The organism is Plantibacter sp. Leaf314, from assembly GCF_001423185.1.
Lineage (GTDB): Bacteria > Actinomycetota > Actinomycetes > Actinomycetales > Microbacteriaceae > Plantibacter.
Genome location: NZ_LMOB01000001.1, coordinates 1986882 through 2001622, shown reverse-complemented (window position 1 = coordinate 2001622; position 14741 = coordinate 1986882). Strand labels below are relative to the sequence as shown.

General features: G+C 70.3%; 16 protein-coding genes. 7 read left to right on the top strand and 9 right to left on the bottom strand.

The features are described from left to right. Nucleotides 1-65: 65 nt before the first annotated feature. Nucleotides 66-731 carry a hypothetical protein gene (locus ASF68_RS09445; RefSeq protein WP_056009591.1) on the top strand — a complete coding sequence of 222 codons (666 nt, stop codon included), beginning with the start codon at nucleotides 66-68 and terminating at the stop codon, nucleotides 729-731. Nucleotides 732-792: 61 nt separating this feature from the next. On the opposite strand, the gene ASF68_RS18480 is transcribed toward ASF68_RS09445, so the two are convergent. Then, nucleotides 793-966 (bottom strand): CsbD family protein, encoded by a 174-nt coding sequence (locus ASF68_RS18480; protein ID WP_082455973.1) that lies wholly within the window; start codon nucleotides 964-966, stop codon nucleotides 793-795. Between the two features lie 253 nt (nucleotides 967-1219). Here ASF68_RS18480 and nhaA point away from each other — a divergent pair, with 253 nt between their 5' ends. After that, nucleotides 1220-2554, top strand: coding sequence for a Na+/H+ antiporter NhaA (gene nhaA / locus ASF68_RS09440; protein WP_082498559.1), 1335 nt, complete (start codon nucleotides 1220-1222; stop codon nucleotides 2552-2554). Here nhaA and ASF68_RS09435 read toward each other — a convergent pair. From ASF68_RS09435 to ASF68_RS09410, 6 genes are read right to left on the bottom strand one after another with little or no spacing between them, the layout of a single operon-like run. Beyond that, entirely contained in the window at nucleotides 2508-2828 is a 321-nt protein-coding gene (locus ASF68_RS09435; RefSeq protein ID WP_056009588.1) for a CHY zinc finger protein, read from the bottom strand. The two genes, nhaA and ASF68_RS09435, sit on opposite strands and share 47 nt — an antisense overlap. After that, complete coding sequence (locus ASF68_RS09430; protein WP_056009585.1) at nucleotides 2825-3421, bottom strand: energy-coupling factor transporter transmembrane protein EcfT; 597 nt, start codon at nucleotides 3419-3421, stop codon at nucleotides 2825-2827. Before ASF68_RS09430 ends, ASF68_RS09435 begins: the two co-directional genes overlap by 4 nt. A gap of 4 nt (nucleotides 3422-3425) precedes the next feature. Further along, on the bottom strand, nucleotides 3426-4133 hold the full coding sequence (locus tag ASF68_RS09425; protein ID WP_056009582.1) for an energy-coupling factor ABC transporter ATP-binding protein: 708 nt from the start codon (nucleotides 4131-4133) through the stop codon (nucleotides 3426-3428). Continuing rightward, on the bottom strand, nucleotides 4130-5281 hold the full coding sequence (locus tag ASF68_RS09420) for a thiolase family protein (protein ID WP_235526775.1): 1152 nt from the start codon (nucleotides 5279-5281) through the stop codon (nucleotides 4130-4132). Before ASF68_RS09420 ends, ASF68_RS09425 begins: the two co-directional genes overlap by 4 nt. Beyond that, nucleotides 5271-6428, bottom strand: a complete 1158-nt coding sequence (locus ASF68_RS09415; protein WP_056009579.1) for a class I adenylate-forming enzyme family protein — start codon at nucleotides 6426-6428, stop codon at nucleotides 5271-5273. Before ASF68_RS09415 ends, ASF68_RS09420 begins: the two co-directional genes overlap by 11 nt. Then, the gene (locus ASF68_RS09410; RefSeq protein WP_056009577.1) at nucleotides 6425-7030 is read right to left on the bottom strand and encodes a biotin transporter BioY; all 606 of its coding nucleotides are present in this window, start codon (nucleotides 7028-7030) and stop codon (nucleotides 6425-6427) included. The genes ASF68_RS09415 and ASF68_RS09410 overlap by 4 nt, the downstream gene beginning before the upstream one ends. Nucleotides 7031-7138: 108 nt before the next feature. On the opposite strand from ASF68_RS09410, the gene ASF68_RS09405 reads away from it, so the two are divergent. Together ASF68_RS09405 and ASF68_RS09400 are read left to right on the top strand one after the other, a co-directional pair. Then, complete coding sequence (locus tag ASF68_RS09405) at nucleotides 7139-7753, top strand: TetR/AcrR family transcriptional regulator C-terminal domain-containing protein (protein WP_056009574.1); 615 nt, start codon at nucleotides 7139-7141, stop codon at nucleotides 7751-7753. 128 nt (nucleotides 7754-7881) lie between these two features. Then, nucleotides 7882-8388, top strand: a complete 507-nt coding sequence (locus ASF68_RS09400; RefSeq protein WP_056011686.1) for a MarR family winged helix-turn-helix transcriptional regulator — start codon at nucleotides 7882-7884, stop codon at nucleotides 8386-8388. 33 nt (nucleotides 8389-8421) lie between these two features. Here the strand turns inward: ASF68_RS09400 and ASF68_RS09395 are convergent, their stop codons facing one another. Then, nucleotides 8422-10185, bottom strand: coding sequence for an L-aspartate oxidase (locus tag ASF68_RS09395; protein WP_157579907.1), 1764 nt, complete (start codon nucleotides 10183-10185; stop codon nucleotides 8422-8424). A gap of 97 nt (nucleotides 10186-10282) precedes the next feature. Then, the gene (locus ASF68_RS09390) at nucleotides 10283-11128 is read right to left on the bottom strand and encodes a DNA/RNA non-specific endonuclease (RefSeq protein WP_056009568.1); all 846 of its coding nucleotides are present in this window, start codon (nucleotides 11126-11128) and stop codon (nucleotides 10283-10285) included. A gap of 236 nt (nucleotides 11129-11364) precedes the next feature. On the opposite strand from ASF68_RS09390, the gene ASF68_RS09385 reads away from it, so the two are divergent. The 3 genes from ASF68_RS09385 (at nucleotide 11365) to ASF68_RS09375 (ending at nucleotide 14713) form a co-directional block, all read left to right on the top strand. Then, a complete protein-coding gene (locus ASF68_RS09385) occupies nucleotides 11365-12666 on the top strand; it encodes an extracellular solute-binding protein (RefSeq protein WP_369796441.1) in 1302 nt (433 codons plus the stop codon). Between the two features lie 89 nt (nucleotides 12667-12755). After that, complete coding sequence (locus ASF68_RS09380; RefSeq protein ID WP_056009564.1) at nucleotides 12756-13817, top strand: carbohydrate ABC transporter permease; 1062 nt, start codon at nucleotides 12756-12758, stop codon at nucleotides 13815-13817. After that, on the top strand, nucleotides 13814-14713 hold the full coding sequence (locus ASF68_RS09375; protein ID WP_056009562.1) for a carbohydrate ABC transporter permease: 900 nt from the start codon (nucleotides 13814-13816) through the stop codon (nucleotides 14711-14713). The genes ASF68_RS09380 and ASF68_RS09375 overlap by 4 nt, the downstream gene beginning before the upstream one ends. Nucleotides 14714-14741 lie beyond the last annotated feature (28 nt).

Genomic DNA, 14741 nt, shown 5'->3' with positions numbered 1-14741 from the left:
GTCCCCATCGCGCCGACGAGCAGGGGCGGACAGACTGCAGGAGTCCGCTGTCGAAAGGAACTCCGATGCAGCTCTCCCGCGTCACCGCCCTGATCACCGTCCCGATCGCCGCCGCCCTCGTGCTCGCCGGATGCGGCATGCTGCCGGGCCCCGAGGCGAAGCCGAAGGAGACGGCGTCCGCATCGGCATCCGCGACCCCGTCCGAGAAGCCGAAGGCATCGGGATCCGCCGACGGTGAGGTCACCGAGCCCGGTGCCGAGGTCGGTATCGACGAAGAGATCGTCTATGAGTCGCAGGGCACCGACGACGTCACCGCGCTCATCAGCGCGAAGCTGACCGAGGTCACGCCCGCGACGCCTGAGCAGGTCTCGTTCCTGAAGTCGCAGTTCGACGGCGGCGAGCTCGACGGCCTCGACCTCACGCTCATCCGGCTCGAGATGACGAAGGTCTCGGGCGACCCGGTGGCGTTCAACAGCGACGCGACCTCCTTCTCCCCGGTCGACGCCGACGGCGAGAAGGTCCAGGAGGTCACGCTCATCGGGTGGGACGAGTGCGGCTCCGAATCCTTCACGGAGGAGTTCGACGGTGGAGCACCGATCACCCAGTGCTACGTCGCGGCTGCACCCTCGGGCGGCAACGCCCCGGCCGGCCTCATGTACGACGGCGGGTTCACCGAGCCGAACCCGTACGACTCCTACGACGGAAAGCCGATCCTCCTCATCAAGGACTGATCGCTGCAGACAGACGAACGCCGGTGACCCGTGGGGTCACCGGCGTCCGTGTGATCGAAGGTCAGTTCTTGAACGCGTCCTTCACGTTCTCACCGGCCTGCTTCACGTCGGACTTGGTCTGGTCGGCCTTGCCCTCCGCGACGAGCTTGTCGTTGTCGGTCGCCTTACCGACGGCCTCCTTGGCCTTGCCAGCGAGGTCTTCTGCGGCGTTCTTGATCTTGTCTCCGGCGCTCATATATTGCTCCTCACGTGTTCTTCGGGCTGTCGATCCGCACTGATCGAATCCGACAGGGCGACCTGGTGGACGCACTTCAGGTCTACACCCGACGCCCAGCCGAGTCACAACGAGGTCAGCGGACTCCCAGACAACGGGCCGTCGACGACGCTGAGCGGATAAACTCGTGGGCGGTGTGCCGGGAAGTCTGGTCGGCGGGTGGTCCAAGCAGGGCCGCTCCGACGCTCGACCGATCCCGCCCCGAAGGACTCCCATGACCGATGCACCGAACCACCACGAGCTGCCGGCCGACCAGGCGCCGCACTCCATCTGGCGCGGCATCCACCAGACCCTCCAGCAGGACACCGTCGGCGGAGCGCTCCTCGTCGTCGCCACCGCCCTCGCCCTCGTCCTCGCGAACACCGGCGCCTCCGAGTTCTACCTCGGTCTCCGCGACCTCACCTTCGGCCCCGAGGCGCTCCACCTGAACCTCTCCGTCGGCGCCTGGGCGGCCGACGGGCTCCTCGCGATCTTCTTCTTCGTCGTGGGGCTCGAACTCAAGGAGGAGTTCGTCGCCGGCAAACTCCGGAACCCGAAGACCGCCGCGCTCCCCATCGCCGCAGCGGTCGGCGGTGTCGCCGTCCCCGCGCTCATCTACGTGCTCGTGAACCTGAATGCAGGACCCGACGCGCTTCAGGGCTGGGCGATCCCGGCCGCGACGGACATCGCCTTCGCCGTCGCGGTCATCGCGGTGGTCGGCAAGTTCCTCCCGCCGGCGTTGCGGACCTTCCTGCTCACCCTCGCCGTCGTCGACGACCTCATCGCCATCAGCATCATCGCGATCTTCTACACCGACCACATCGAGTTCCTGCCCCTGGCGCTCGCCGCGGTGCCGCTCGCGCTCTTCGCCGTGCTCGTGCAGCGCGGCGTGCGGGCCTGGTGGATCCTCATCCCCCTCGGGCTCGCCACCTGGGCGCTCATCCACGCCTCGGGGATCCACGCGACCGTCGCCGGCGTCCTGCTCGGCTTCATGGTGCCCGTCGTCGCGACGAAGCGCGCGCGAGTCCGGGTGGGGGAGGATGCGAGCGGTGCGCCGATCTACGACGGACTGGCCGCACACTTCGCCGACCGGTGGAGTGTCGTGTCCACCGCGGTGGCCGTGCCGATCTTCGCGTTCTTCTCCGCCGGCGTCGTCATCGGTGGGCTGTCCGGCCTCGTCGAGTCGTTCCAGGACACGATCGCGCTCGGTATCGTCGCGGGCCTCGTGCTCGGGAAGCCGCTCGGCATCACCCTGACGACGTTCCTCGTCACCCGGCTGCCCGGACTGCGGCTCGACCCGTCGATCCGGTGGGTCGACCTCGTCGGCATGGCCTTCGTGGCCGGGATCGGGTTCACGGTGTCGCTGCTCGTCGGTGAGCTGTCCTTCGGCGTCGGCAGCGAGTCCGACGACCACGTGAAGGTGGGGGTGCTCGCCGGTTCGCTCATCGCGGCGGCCATCGGTGCGGCGATCCTCAGCGTCCGGAACCGGGTCTACCGCCGGGAGCTCACGCCTGGAAGGGGGCTCACGCCTGGAAGTAGTACGCCGAGTGGAGACGACAGCCGGGGTTGAACGCCGCCGAGCAGTTCGGACAGGCGTCGACCTCCAGGTAGCGCTCGATCGTCAGCTCGCTCGAGCACACGCCGCACAGGATCGCCTCGCGGTCGCGTTGCTCGCGCGGCCACTGCTCAGCCGGATGGTCGGCGCACTCGGCGTGACACCGGTGGCACGGGTAGTACTCGCCGCAGCAGGCGAAGCGGATGGCGATGACGTCGAGCGGCGTCGCGTAGTGCACGCACCGCGTCTCGTCGTCGACCGTCCGGCCGAGCACCCGCACCCCGGTCACCGGACACCCCGTGCAGTGAGGGCGTCGCCGAGTTCGTCGGCGTGCTTCAACGACACCACGAGGAACGGGACGACGAAGGTGACGGGGTTGGAACGCACCCCGCGGGCCCGTTGGGCGTCCCGCACGCCGGCCGCGAGGCGGGCGAGCACCGGGATGGTGTTGATCGCGACGGCGAGCATGAGGGCGATCCTGGCCGGGTCTACTCCGAACCGGCCGAACGGTCGGAGGGCGCGCTCGAAGGCGTCGAGCAGGTCCGCGACGCGGGTGCTGAGCACCAGCAGGGCTGCGAGGAGGATGGCTGCGACGATGCGTGCGGTGTTCGAGACGGCCGACTCGAGGTCGACGAAGAGCAGCTGGCCGATGACGGTGATCGTGATGATCCAGCGGATGAGCACGAGCTGACGGCCGAGCTCTGCGAGGCCCAGTCCGGACACGAGGTACGCGAGCACGGTGACCGCCGCGGCGATCCCCGCCGTCCACCAGCTGGTGGGCAGCAGCGAGATGGCGAGGACCACGAGGAGGATGCCGAGGGCTTTCGGTCCGGCCGGTGCCCGATGCAACCAGCCGGTCCCCGGTCGATACAGGGTGATCACGACGTCACGTCGCCAGACTCGCGCGATAGCTCGCGATGACGGCGGCCGGGTCGCCCTGCGCCGTGACCTGACCGCCGTCGAAGAGGAGCGCGACGTCGCAGCGGGCGGCGAGCTCCAGGTCGTGCGTCACGAGCACGAGCTGGTGCCCGGCCTCCGGTCGCAGGAGGTGGTCGGCCACCGCGGCGCTGTTGCGGGCGTCGAGGTAGGCCGTCGGTTCGTCGGCGATGAGGAGCGCCGGCCGACGGATGACCGCGCCGCACAACGCCAGGAGCTGTTTCTGCCCGCCGGACAGCTCGTGCGCGGAGCGGTCGGCGAGGCCGGTCAACCCGAACTCCTCGAGTGCGTGCGCGACCCGCTCGGCGGTCTCGGCCTTCGAGCCGGACGTGCCGCGGAGGGAGAAGGCGACGTCTTCGGCGACGGTCGGCATGACGATCTGCGCGTCCGGATTGCTGAACACGATGCTCACCAGGCGTCGCAGCCGGGCGGTCTCCCGCGCGGTGTCGACGCCGTGGACGTGGACGGTGCCCGAGGTCGGTCGGCTGAGGCCACCGAGAAGGCGGGCGAAGGTCGACTTGCCCGAACCGTTCGCCCCGATGACCGCGATGCGTGCGCTGTCGAGCTGGAGGGTCACGTCGTCGAGGGCGGTGGTGTCGCCGAGGCGCGCGGTGACGCGGTCGAGTCGGAGGGCTGGGGGTTCGATGTCCTCGATCATCGCACGACCTCGAACACGGCGGCGACGCCGAGGCCACCGCCGACCGAGGCTGCGGCGAGGCCGAGGGTGCCGGCCGGGGCTCCGCCGCGGACGAGCCGGGAGAACAGCCGGACGACGGACACCGCGCCGCTGGCACCCCAGGGGTGGCCGAGGGCGAGGGCGCCGCCGTCGGCGCAGAGCCGCTCGTCGTCCTCGGCGACGCCGAGCCGGTCGAGGACCGCGAGGGTCTGCGCGGCGAACGCCTCCACGAGCTCGACCGCCTGGACGGAGGCGAGGTCGACGCCTGCCCGCTCGAGGGCCTCGAGGATCGCGGGGGCGGCACCGATCCCCGGGAGAGCCGGGTCGCATCCGACGACGGCGTGTCCGCGCAGCGCGAGGCCGGGCACCGTCCCTCGGGAGGTGGCTCCGCCCGGAACGAGGAGGACGGCCGCGGCTCCGTCGCTCACGCGGCAGGTGTTGCCGGCGGTGAGTGATCCGTCCGAGAAGAGCGGGGTGAAGCGGGGGAGCAGGCGGTCGAGGTGCCGCGTGGTCGGCTCGTCGCGGTCCGCCGTGCCGGGCAGGGCGACCAGCTCCTCGGTGAACCGGCCCGCCTCCTCCGCGACCGCCGCGCGGTGCGTGCTCCGCGCCGCGTACGCGTCCTGGCGTGCGCGGGAGATCCCGTCGTGGCGCGCGAGATCCTCCGCCGCCCGCGTCATGTCGGGGTCGTGCCAGCCCGCGGGCGCGAACGGAGCGCGGGCGTAGGCGACGCCGTCGACGGAGCGCACCGGCGCGGTCGAAGCGCTTTCGACCCCGCCCGCGATCCGTGGTCGCGCGTCGCCGGCTGCGATCGCGGTGGCGGCCTCGATGATCGCCGCGAGCCCGCTGCCGCACTGACGGTCGACCGTGAGGCCGGGCACCGCGAACCCGAGCCCGGCGCCGAGGGCGGCGACCCGGGCCGGATTGCCGCCGGGACCCATGCAGTTGCCGAGCACGACGTCGGCGATCTCGGGCGCTCCACCGAGCACCACGCCTGCATCCTCGTGGACGGCGCGGACGACCGGGACGGCGAGCTGCTCGACGGTCAGCGCCGCGAGGGCCCGCCTGCGCGTCGCGATGGGCGTGCGGCGCGCGGCGACGACCACCGGTCGGGTGCTGATGTCAGGGCGCAAGGGTGGCCACCTCCCCGGCGCGGACGCGCTCGATGACGGCGGCTCGCGCGGCCTTCCCCGTGGTCGTCCGGGGCAGTTCGTCGACGATGAACCACCGGCGCGGGTGGTGCGACGGCGGGAGGAGGCGGGAGACGGCCGCCCGCAGCTCGGCGCGCGTCGGACGGGCGCACGGCCGCGCTTCGACGACCGCGGTGACGAGTTCGCCGACGCCGTCGTTCGGGAGGCCGAACACGACGGCGTCCGTGATGTCGTCCACCAGCCGCAGTGCCTCCTCGACGTCGGACGGGATCACCGTCGCGGCGGCCGTCAGGATCGCGTCGTCGCTGCGTCCGAGGAGGGAGAGCCGAGCGCCGTCGAGTCGGGCACGATCACCGACCGTGGCCCAGACGCCGTCGCGGTGCAGCGCTCCCGACCCGCCGAGGGTGCTGCTCGCGAGGTAGGGCGACCGGACCCAGAGCACCTCGTCGCGCACCTCGAGCGCGACCCCGGGGAAGGCGCGGAGGCCCGGCTGCTCCGGGTCGGTGCCGTCGTCGACCGCGACGAAGGAGAGTTCGGCGGCGCCGTAGTACGAGACCACGCGGACGCCGAGGGCCGTCGCCCGCTCACGGAGCGCCGGATCGAGGGAGGCGCCGCCGACGAGGGCCGCGCGCAACCGCGGGGGCCGGCCGTCGTCGAGGAGCCGCCGCAAACCGTTGGGGGTGCCGTGGAAGAGCGTCGCGTCCTGCGCCTCGCCGGCGGTGAGCACGTGACGGCTCGGCAGGATCAGCCCGAACCCGGCAGCTGCAGCGTGCGCGATCGAGAAGAGCGACAGGGAGGAAGCGGGCGGCGAGGCGAGGGCGAGCACGTCGTCTGGGCCGGCGCCGAGCAGCTGCGCGACCGGCGCGAACGAGCCCGCCCAGGAGCCGGCGGTCCGCAGCACGATGCGCGGGGTGCCCGTCGTGCCCGAGGTCGTCGTCGCCCACGCCTGGCCGGGCTGCGGTCCCGCAGCGCTGGCGCGATCGCAGACGGCGCGCCAGTACGGGTCGCTCCACCGATCGTCGCCGAGCAACGGGACGTCGCCCGCCGCGCGGACCTCCAGCGCGCGTCGGACGAGTTCCGCCGGAGCCCCTCCCCGCAGCGGGACGATGCGTCCGGCGTCCGTCGTCATGCGACCCTGGCGGGCTCACCCGGTCGCGTCGACCCGACACCGGCGGCGTGACGGAACGCCCGGGGGTAGGCGCGGGCCAGCGTCATCGTGATGACCGTCGCGAGCACCGCCTTGACGAGGTCGCCGGGCAGGAAGACGAGGCTCTGCAGCACGGTCTCGCCGAGCGACAGCCGGGTGACGAGGGACTGGACGGGGACACCGACGGCGTAGATCACGACGATGCCGCCGAGGAGGACGCCGAGGGCCGTCCGCCACCAGCGCAGCCGTCGGCCGCCGGCATGCACGATGAGACCGATGACGAAGGCGCCGACGATCCAGCCGAACAGGTAGCCGGCGCTCGGACCGACGAAGACGCCGACCCCACCCCGACCACCCGACAGCAGCGGCAGCCCGATCGCGACGAGGGCGAGGAGGACGAGCATCGAGAGCATCCCGCGCCACGGACCGAGGATCGCGCCCGCGAGCATGACGCCGAGGGTCTGCGCCGTGATCGGGACGGCACCCAGGACGGAGAACGCCCCCGGCAGCCCCAGGGCGGCGACGATCGCGGCGAAGACGGCGATGCGGGCGATGTCGGTCGCGTCGATCCGGAGCCTGCTCATGTGATGCCTCTGTCTCGGGGAGGGATGGTCGATCCGTCCAGGCGATCCGGGTGGTCGATTCCCACCTGAACACCGTTCACCTGAACAGCGTTCACTATAGTTGGAACCATGTCCGGTTCCGCAACCACCCGTCGTCATCGGCGCGACGACGTGGCCGACGTCGCCCTCCGGATCCTCGACGACCACGGCCTGGCAGACCTCACCATGCGTCGCCTGGCCGCCTCCCTCGTCGTCCAACCGAGCGCGCTCTACTGGCACTTCGAGAACAAGCAGACGCTCATCGCCGAACTCGCCGACCGCATCGTCGACGCCCACCCGGCCCCGGTCGACGCGGTCGCAGACGCCGGCGCCGACTGGCGGGAACGGACCCGGATCGAGGCAGCAGCCCTCCGGGACGCCCTGCTCGCCTACCGCGACGGCGCCGAGGTCGTCTCGAGCACCTACGCGCTCGGGCTGGGCTCCGGACGCGTGCTCCGCCGGCTGACGGACGCCGTGGCGCTCGCCGGTCTCGACGAGGCGACCACCCGACGAGCGGGCACCGCGCTCCTGCACTTCGTCCTCGGCCATGTGTCCCACGAGCAGCAGCGCCTGCAGTACGACAGCGTCGGCGTCCTCGGTGCCGGCGCGACGTCCGATCCGCGAGACCCCGATGACCAGGCGGAGGGGTTCGCCTTCGGTGTCGGACTGCTCGTCGACGGACTCGGGGCACTGGTGGTCCGCTGAGACGGATCACCGTGGTGGGTCACCGAGGCGGATCGCTTACCACAGCGGCGTGAGCGGACGCCTATCCTCCAGCTGTGGCGGAGCCCAGGGTAGCGTTGGCGAGGACACGAGGAGGACCGACGATGGCGATGGGTGATGACGACGATGTGGACATCGTCATCGACGCCTGGGCCGCGGCATTGCCCGACGTGGACTTCGCGCCGCTCGACGTCGTGTCGCGCCTGCGCCGGCTCGTCCCGCACCTCCAGGAGGTCCGTCGGGTGTCCTTCGCGGCCAGCAAGCTGCGGCCGTGGGAGTTCGAGTTCCTGTCCATGCTGCGGCAGCACGGCGCCGAGGGGATGACCCCGTCGATGCTCGCCGGCCGACTCCACGTCACCAGCGGCAACCTCGCGAGCCAGCTCGACCGCCTGGCAGCGCGTTCCCTGGTCGTCCGCCAGAAGAACGCCGCCGACGGCCGGAGCAAGATCGTCGTCCTCACGACGCTCGGCCGGCAGCGGGTGGACGAGGCGATGCGCCGCCTGGTGGCCGATGAGAACGCGATGCTGTCCGGCCTCAGCCGTGACCAGATCTCGGTGCTCATCGAGAGCCTCCGGGTGATCGGCGCGACCCTCGAACGTGGCGAGGGGCGCGGCTAGCCCTTCGACAAGCTCAGGGACCGGGGCTCCGCCCTACTCCACGAGCTTGCCGACGACGGAGACGTCCTGCATGAGCTCCTGGATCTCCGCGGGGATGGCGGGGATCGCCTCGCGCTCGATCCGGCCCCGCCCCGACCAGACGAGGTTCACCTGCAGCTCCTCGTCGAGCTCCGGGAAGTCGGAGCGGTTGTGGCACCCGCGGGTCTCGCGACGTTCGAGCGCCGCTTCGAGCGTGGCGCGGGCCGCGAGCGCGGCCGACTTCAGGTCGAAGGCGTGGGCGAGGTCCTGGAACCCAGCGATGTCGGGGTGGACGCCGACGTCCGCGATCCGCGCCTCGATCGCGTCGAGCTCGGCGAGCCCGGCGAGGAGCCCGGCTTCGTCGCGGACGACCCCCGCGTGCTCCGTCATCGTGTTCCGGATCGCGCGCTGGAGGGCGCGCACGTTCTCGGGTCCGTCGCTGGCGAGGAGCCCGTCGATCTCCGCCCGGGCCTCGTCGACCGCCTCGGCGGAACGGACGTGGGCCTCGAGACCCGCCGAATACTGGGCTGCGGCCTCGCCGACGATGCGCCCGAACACGAGCAGTTCGATGAGGGAGTTGCCGCCGAGCCGGTTCGCGCCGTGCAATCCGGATGACGCCTCGCCGATCGCGTACAGCCCGTCGACGTCCGTCCCGTGGTCCTCGGGCCGCACCCACACGCCGCCCATCGAGTAGTGCGCCGTCGGGGCGATCTCGATCGGGGTGGTGGTGATGTCGAGCATCTGCAGCTCCAGCAGCGTCTGGTAGACGCGTGGCAGGCGGCGCATGATCGTCTCGCGCGGCAGGTGCGAGACGTCGAGGAGCACGCCGCCGTTCGGGGTGCCGCGCCCCTCCTTGATCTCGGTGTAGGCGGCCAGGGCGACGCGGTCGCGGGTCGACAGCTCCATGCGCTCCGGGTCGTACCGCGCCATGAAGCGCTCGCCGAGCCCGTTGCGGAGGATGCCGCCCTCGCCGCGCGCCGCCTCGGAGACGAGGGTGCCCGCGGCGTTCTCGGGCTCGATGAGGCCTGAGGGGTGGAACTGGACGAGCTCGGGGTCGCGGATCCTGCCGCCGGCCTCGACCGCGAGGCGGAACGAGTCGCCGGTGTTCTCGTCACGGCGCGAGGAGGTGCGCCGCCAGATGCGGTTGTGGCCACCCGCCGCCAGGATGACGGCGTCGGCGTGGATGAGGTAGCGGGTCCCGGTCTCGAGGTCGAAGCCGTACGCACCGAAGATGACGTTGTCGCGGACCAGGAGTCTCGTGATGTAGACGGTGTCGAGGATCGGGATGTCCAACTGCGCCGCCCGGTTCACGAGCGTGCGCTGGATCTCGAGTCCGGTGTAGTCGCCGGCGAAGGCCGTGCGTCGGAAGGTGTGGGCGCCGAAGAACCGCTGCGAGATCCGGCCGTCCTCCTCGCGGGCGAAGGGCATGCCGTACCGCTCGAGGTCCTCGATCCCGCGGGCTGCCCCCTCGGTCACGATCTGCACGGTGTGCGGGTTGGCGAGCAGGTAGCTCTCCTTGAGGGTGTCTGCGGCGTGCTGCTGCCAGGAGTCCTCGGGGTCGATCGTCGCGAGGGCCGCGTTGATCCCGCCGGCCGCGAGCGAGGTGTGCGCGTCGGCCTTCTGACGCTTGCCGACGGCGATGACGTCGACACCCCGTTCGGCGAGTTCGATCGCTGCGCGGAGGCCGGAGCCGCCCGTTCCGATGACGAGGACGGAGGTGGACAGGCGTTGCTCGTGCACGGGGGACTCCTTCGGCGATGCGGCGCGTGATGCGCTCACCCGTGCAGCATAGGCACGCTGATCCGAGGAACCAATGTAACCCTAACTGAGGCTCGCCTTATCGGTACTCCGGGAATGCCGGGCCGGCTCCATCGGCTCAGAACCGCAGGTCGTCGGGCCGTTTCAGTTCGATCCAGGTGTCGACGTCGGGCCGGACGGTCGCCGGGGCGGCTTCCAGGACGTCCGCCCGGCTCAACGGCCCGAAGTCGAGGCCCGTGATGCTCACGAGGTCGAGGATCGGCAGCTGGAAGGTACGGAACGGGCCAAGTGGCGGTACGGCGTCGTCATCGCGATCACCCGTGGCCGTCGGCTCGTCGAGGTCGATGTCGTCGAGCTGCGCGGACTGGTCGAGGAGGTAGCCGGAGGCCGCGAGCGCACCGGCCGACGACCACGCCGCCACCTTCCAGAACCGCTTGGGGATGCGGATGCCACGGTAGAGCGGATCGTCGTCGGCGAACACGGGGCCCGTGAAGACGGACAGTCGCAGCCGCCCCGCCGAGGCGTACTCGAGGACGAGGTCCTCGAGGCCGTTCCACAGCTCGAGGGACTGGTTGAAGTCCGCGGCCTGCGGAGCGGCGTTCGTGTAGCAGAAGGTGTCGACGTTGGCCCGGCGGGCGACGTCCGCAGGACCCCACACCGGGTCCCGGCGGCGCACGAGGTGGCCGCGGTCGAGGTCGTTCCGTGCGTAGAGCTCCGGCCCGGCCTGCTCGCCGGCCGGGATGCGCTCGTCGAGGTGCCAGTCGTCGCCGCGACCCAGGTCGAGCAGGGCGGCGCCGTCGATGTCGACCCCGGTGGCTGCTGCGAGCCGGCGGTCGGGGTCGAGGAGGACGGAGAAGTGCGTGTAGTCGAGGCGCCGGAGTCGAGCACGTTCCTGCGGGTCGTTCGGGGCCGGGAGGGCGAGCGGTTCGTCGATGTCGAGGAAGCCTGAATCAAAGCCGGTCATGGGTATGAGTCGATCATGAATTGGATCGAATCGGAACGCTGAACGTCTGTCCGCATCTCCCCGTCTCCGAGCGTTCACCGCGAGGCAACCGGTTCTGCAACAAATGAGAGCGCTCTCTTGACCTCGTCCGAACGAGCGCTTAGTGTGTCCTGCATGCCCGTGGGAACGTTCCCACGGGATTGGACCGCGGACCCTGCAGACGGGTTCAGCGGCCACCGAAGCGCACACACAAAGGAGTGACTGTGAACAGCACGCGCCGCGGCATCGCCGCCGCATCCATCGCGGGGGCCTCGATCCTCGCCGTCCTGGCCAGCGGGTGCAGCTCGCCCGCAGGCGGTGGCGGAGACGAGAAGATCACCCTCTCGGTCACGACGTTCGGCACCATGGGCGTCGACGCCAACTACGAGCAGTACATGGAGGAGCACCCGAACATCACCATCGAGGCGACCAACCTCGAGGGCGGTGGAGCCGCGCGCGACGACGCCTACGCGAAGATCGCCGCGGGCACCGGCCTGAGCGACGTCGTCGCCATCGAGGAGGGCTGGCTCGGGACCATCTCCGAGGTGAGCGACTCCTTCGTCGACCTGCGGGACTACGGCATCGAGGACGTCAAGGACACCTGGCTCGACTGGAAGTACGAGCAGGGCACCGACGCCGAAGGCCGCGTGATCGGCGCCGGTCTCGACATCGGCCCGCAGGGCATCTGCTACCGAGGCGACCTCTTCGCCGCCGCCGGCCTGCCGAGCGACCGGGCCGCGGTCGCCGAGTACCTCGGCGGCGAGGACGCGACCTGGGACCGCTTCTTCGAGGTCGGTGAGGAGTACGTCGCCGCGACCGGCCAGGCGTTCTACCACAGCCCCCGATTCTTCTGGAACTCGTTCGTGAACCAGCAGGAGGAGGGCTACTACAAGGCCGACGGTGAGACCCTGAACATCGAGGGCAACGACGTGCTCAAGGAACAGTTCGAGAAGATCGTCGAGGCGGAGAACGCCGGCCTCGGTGCCGGTCTCCCCGGTTGGGACGTCGGCCCGGAGGCCAAGGAGGGCAAGTTCGCCACCTACATGTGCCCGAGCTGGATGCTCGGCATCGTGCAGGGCTACTACGACGAGGGCACGACCGACAGCGGCTGGGACTTCGCCGACGTGATGCCCGGCGGTGCGGCCAACTGGGGTGGCGCGTTCCTCGGTGTCGCCGAGAACTCCGAGCACAAGGAGGAGGCGGCCGAGCTCGCCCTCTGGCTCGCGTCCCCCGAGGCACAGGCTGCGTCGTTCGAACTCGCCGGACCGTTCCCGAGCACGCTCGACGGGCAGGAGCTCGTGAAGGGCTCCACCAACCCGTTCTTCAACGACGCACCGGTCGGCGAGATCTTCGCCGCACGATCCGAAGGCGTCGTCGCCCAGGTGAAGGGTCCTGAGGACTCCAACATCCAGGACAACGTGTTCGGTCCGATCCTCGACCGCGTGAGCCAGGGCGAGATCACCGACGGTGAGACCGCCTGGAACGAGGCGGTCAAGCTGCTCGACCAGCTCGTCGGCTGACCTCCTCTCCGACGCAGCTCGCCGGGGCGTCCGTTCGCACGCGGACGCCCCGGCACCCCTCCCGCTCCCTCCTTCGGATTGGCAGAGCCATGACCAGCACCGCAACCGTCCGCCGGCCACCGGCCGCGCTGACCTTCAGACAGAAGCTGAACCGCTTCGACTACCGCGCGTCGCCGTACCTGTACATCGCGCCGTTCTTCATCCTCTTCGCCCTCATCGGCATCTTCCCGATCGTCTACACCTTCAACGTGTCGCTCTACGAGTGGCACCTGCTGAAGGGGCAGGGCGACTTCGTCGGACTCGACAACTACGTCTCGGTCCTCTCCGACCCGTTCTTCTGGAACGCGTTCGGCAACACGATCAGCATCTTCCTGCTGTCGGCCGTCCCGCAGCTCGTCATCGCGACGGTGATCGCGGCGCTCCTCGACCAGACGCTCCGCGGACGCACCTTCTGGCGGATGAGCATCCTGCTGCCGTACATCGTCGCGCCCGTCGCCGTCGCCGTCATCTTCCTGCAGATCTTCAACCAGTACCACGGACCGATCGCCGGGCTCCTCGAGGCGTTCGGGCTCGATCCGATCCGCTGGGCGTTCGATGTCGTCCCGTCCCATGTCGCGATCGCGAGCATGGTCAACTGGCGCTGGACCGGCTACAACGCCCTCATCCTCCTCGCGGCGATGCAGGCGATCCCGCGCGACGTCTACGAGTCGGCCGCCCTCGACGGCGCGAACAAGATCCGACGGTTCTGGTCGATCACGATCCCGATGATCCGGCCGACGCTCATCTTCGTCGTCATCACCTCGACGATCGGCGGGCTGCAGATCTTCACGGAACCGAAGCTCTTCGACCCGCGCAGCAACGGGGGATCGGACCGGCAGTTCCAGACGATCGTGCTCTACCTGTACGAGCTCGCCTTCCCGAGGCGCGACTTCGGGCGGGCCTCCGCGACGGCGTGGATCCTGTTCCTCGTGATCATCCTCGCCGGGCTGATCAACTTCGCGATCACCCGGGCGATCCGCACGAACGACGCGCGCCCCGTGCGCATCGCGAAGGTGCGCGACCCCCTCATCACGACGCGGGCGATCACCACGTCGACGAAGCGTCGCGCGAAGACCACGAGCACCACCGAGCAGCGAGGCGGACGAGCATGAGCACCCTGATGGAACGCACCCGGACCGCACCACCGGTGACATCCGCGGAACCGCAGTACCGGAAGGGCAAGGACCACGAACGCCCCGGTGTCCTCACCTACGCCATCCTCATCGCCTTCTTCGCGGTCTCCGCGTTCCCGCTGTGGTGGTCGTTCGTCATCTCCAGCCGGCAGTCGTCCGACACCAACCTGGTGCCGCCGGCGATCCTCCCCGGCCCGAACTTCCTCAGCAACGCCACGAAGGTGTTCGAGTCGGCGCCCTTCCTCCAAGCCCTCGCGAACAGTGTCATCATCTCGGGCGCGATCACCGTCTCCGTCGTCTTCTTCTCCACGCTCGCGGGGTACTCCTTCGCGAAGCTGAAGTTCCGGGCGAGCAACGGCCTGCTGCTCGCCGTCATCGCCACCATGGCCATCCCCACCCAGCTCGGCATCATCCCGCTGTTCATGCTCATGGCCGAATGGCAGTGGGTCGGGACACTGCAGGCCGTCATCATCCCGGGACTCGTCACCGCGTTCGGCGTGTTCTTCATGCGCCAATACCTCGTCGACGTCATCCCCGACGAGCTCATCGAAGCGGCGCGGGTCGACGGCGCCTCCATGTGGGGCACGTTCTGGCACGTCGCCCTCCCGGCCGCACGCCCAGCGATGGCGGTCCTCGCCCTCTTCACCTTCATGGCCGCGTGGACGGACTTCCTCTGGCCGCTCCTCGTGCTCGGACCGCGGAACCCGAGCGTGCAGACGGCGCTCGCCGCACTGAGCGCCAGCGGGGGACAGACGCCCGACCACTCGCTCGTCCTCACCGGCGCGGTGCTGTCGGTCATCCCCCTGCTGATCCTCTTCATCCTCGCGGGCAAGCAGTTGGTCGCCGGGATCATGCAGGGCGCGGTCAAGGGGTGACGCCCGCGCCGCATAAGGTGTCTTCACA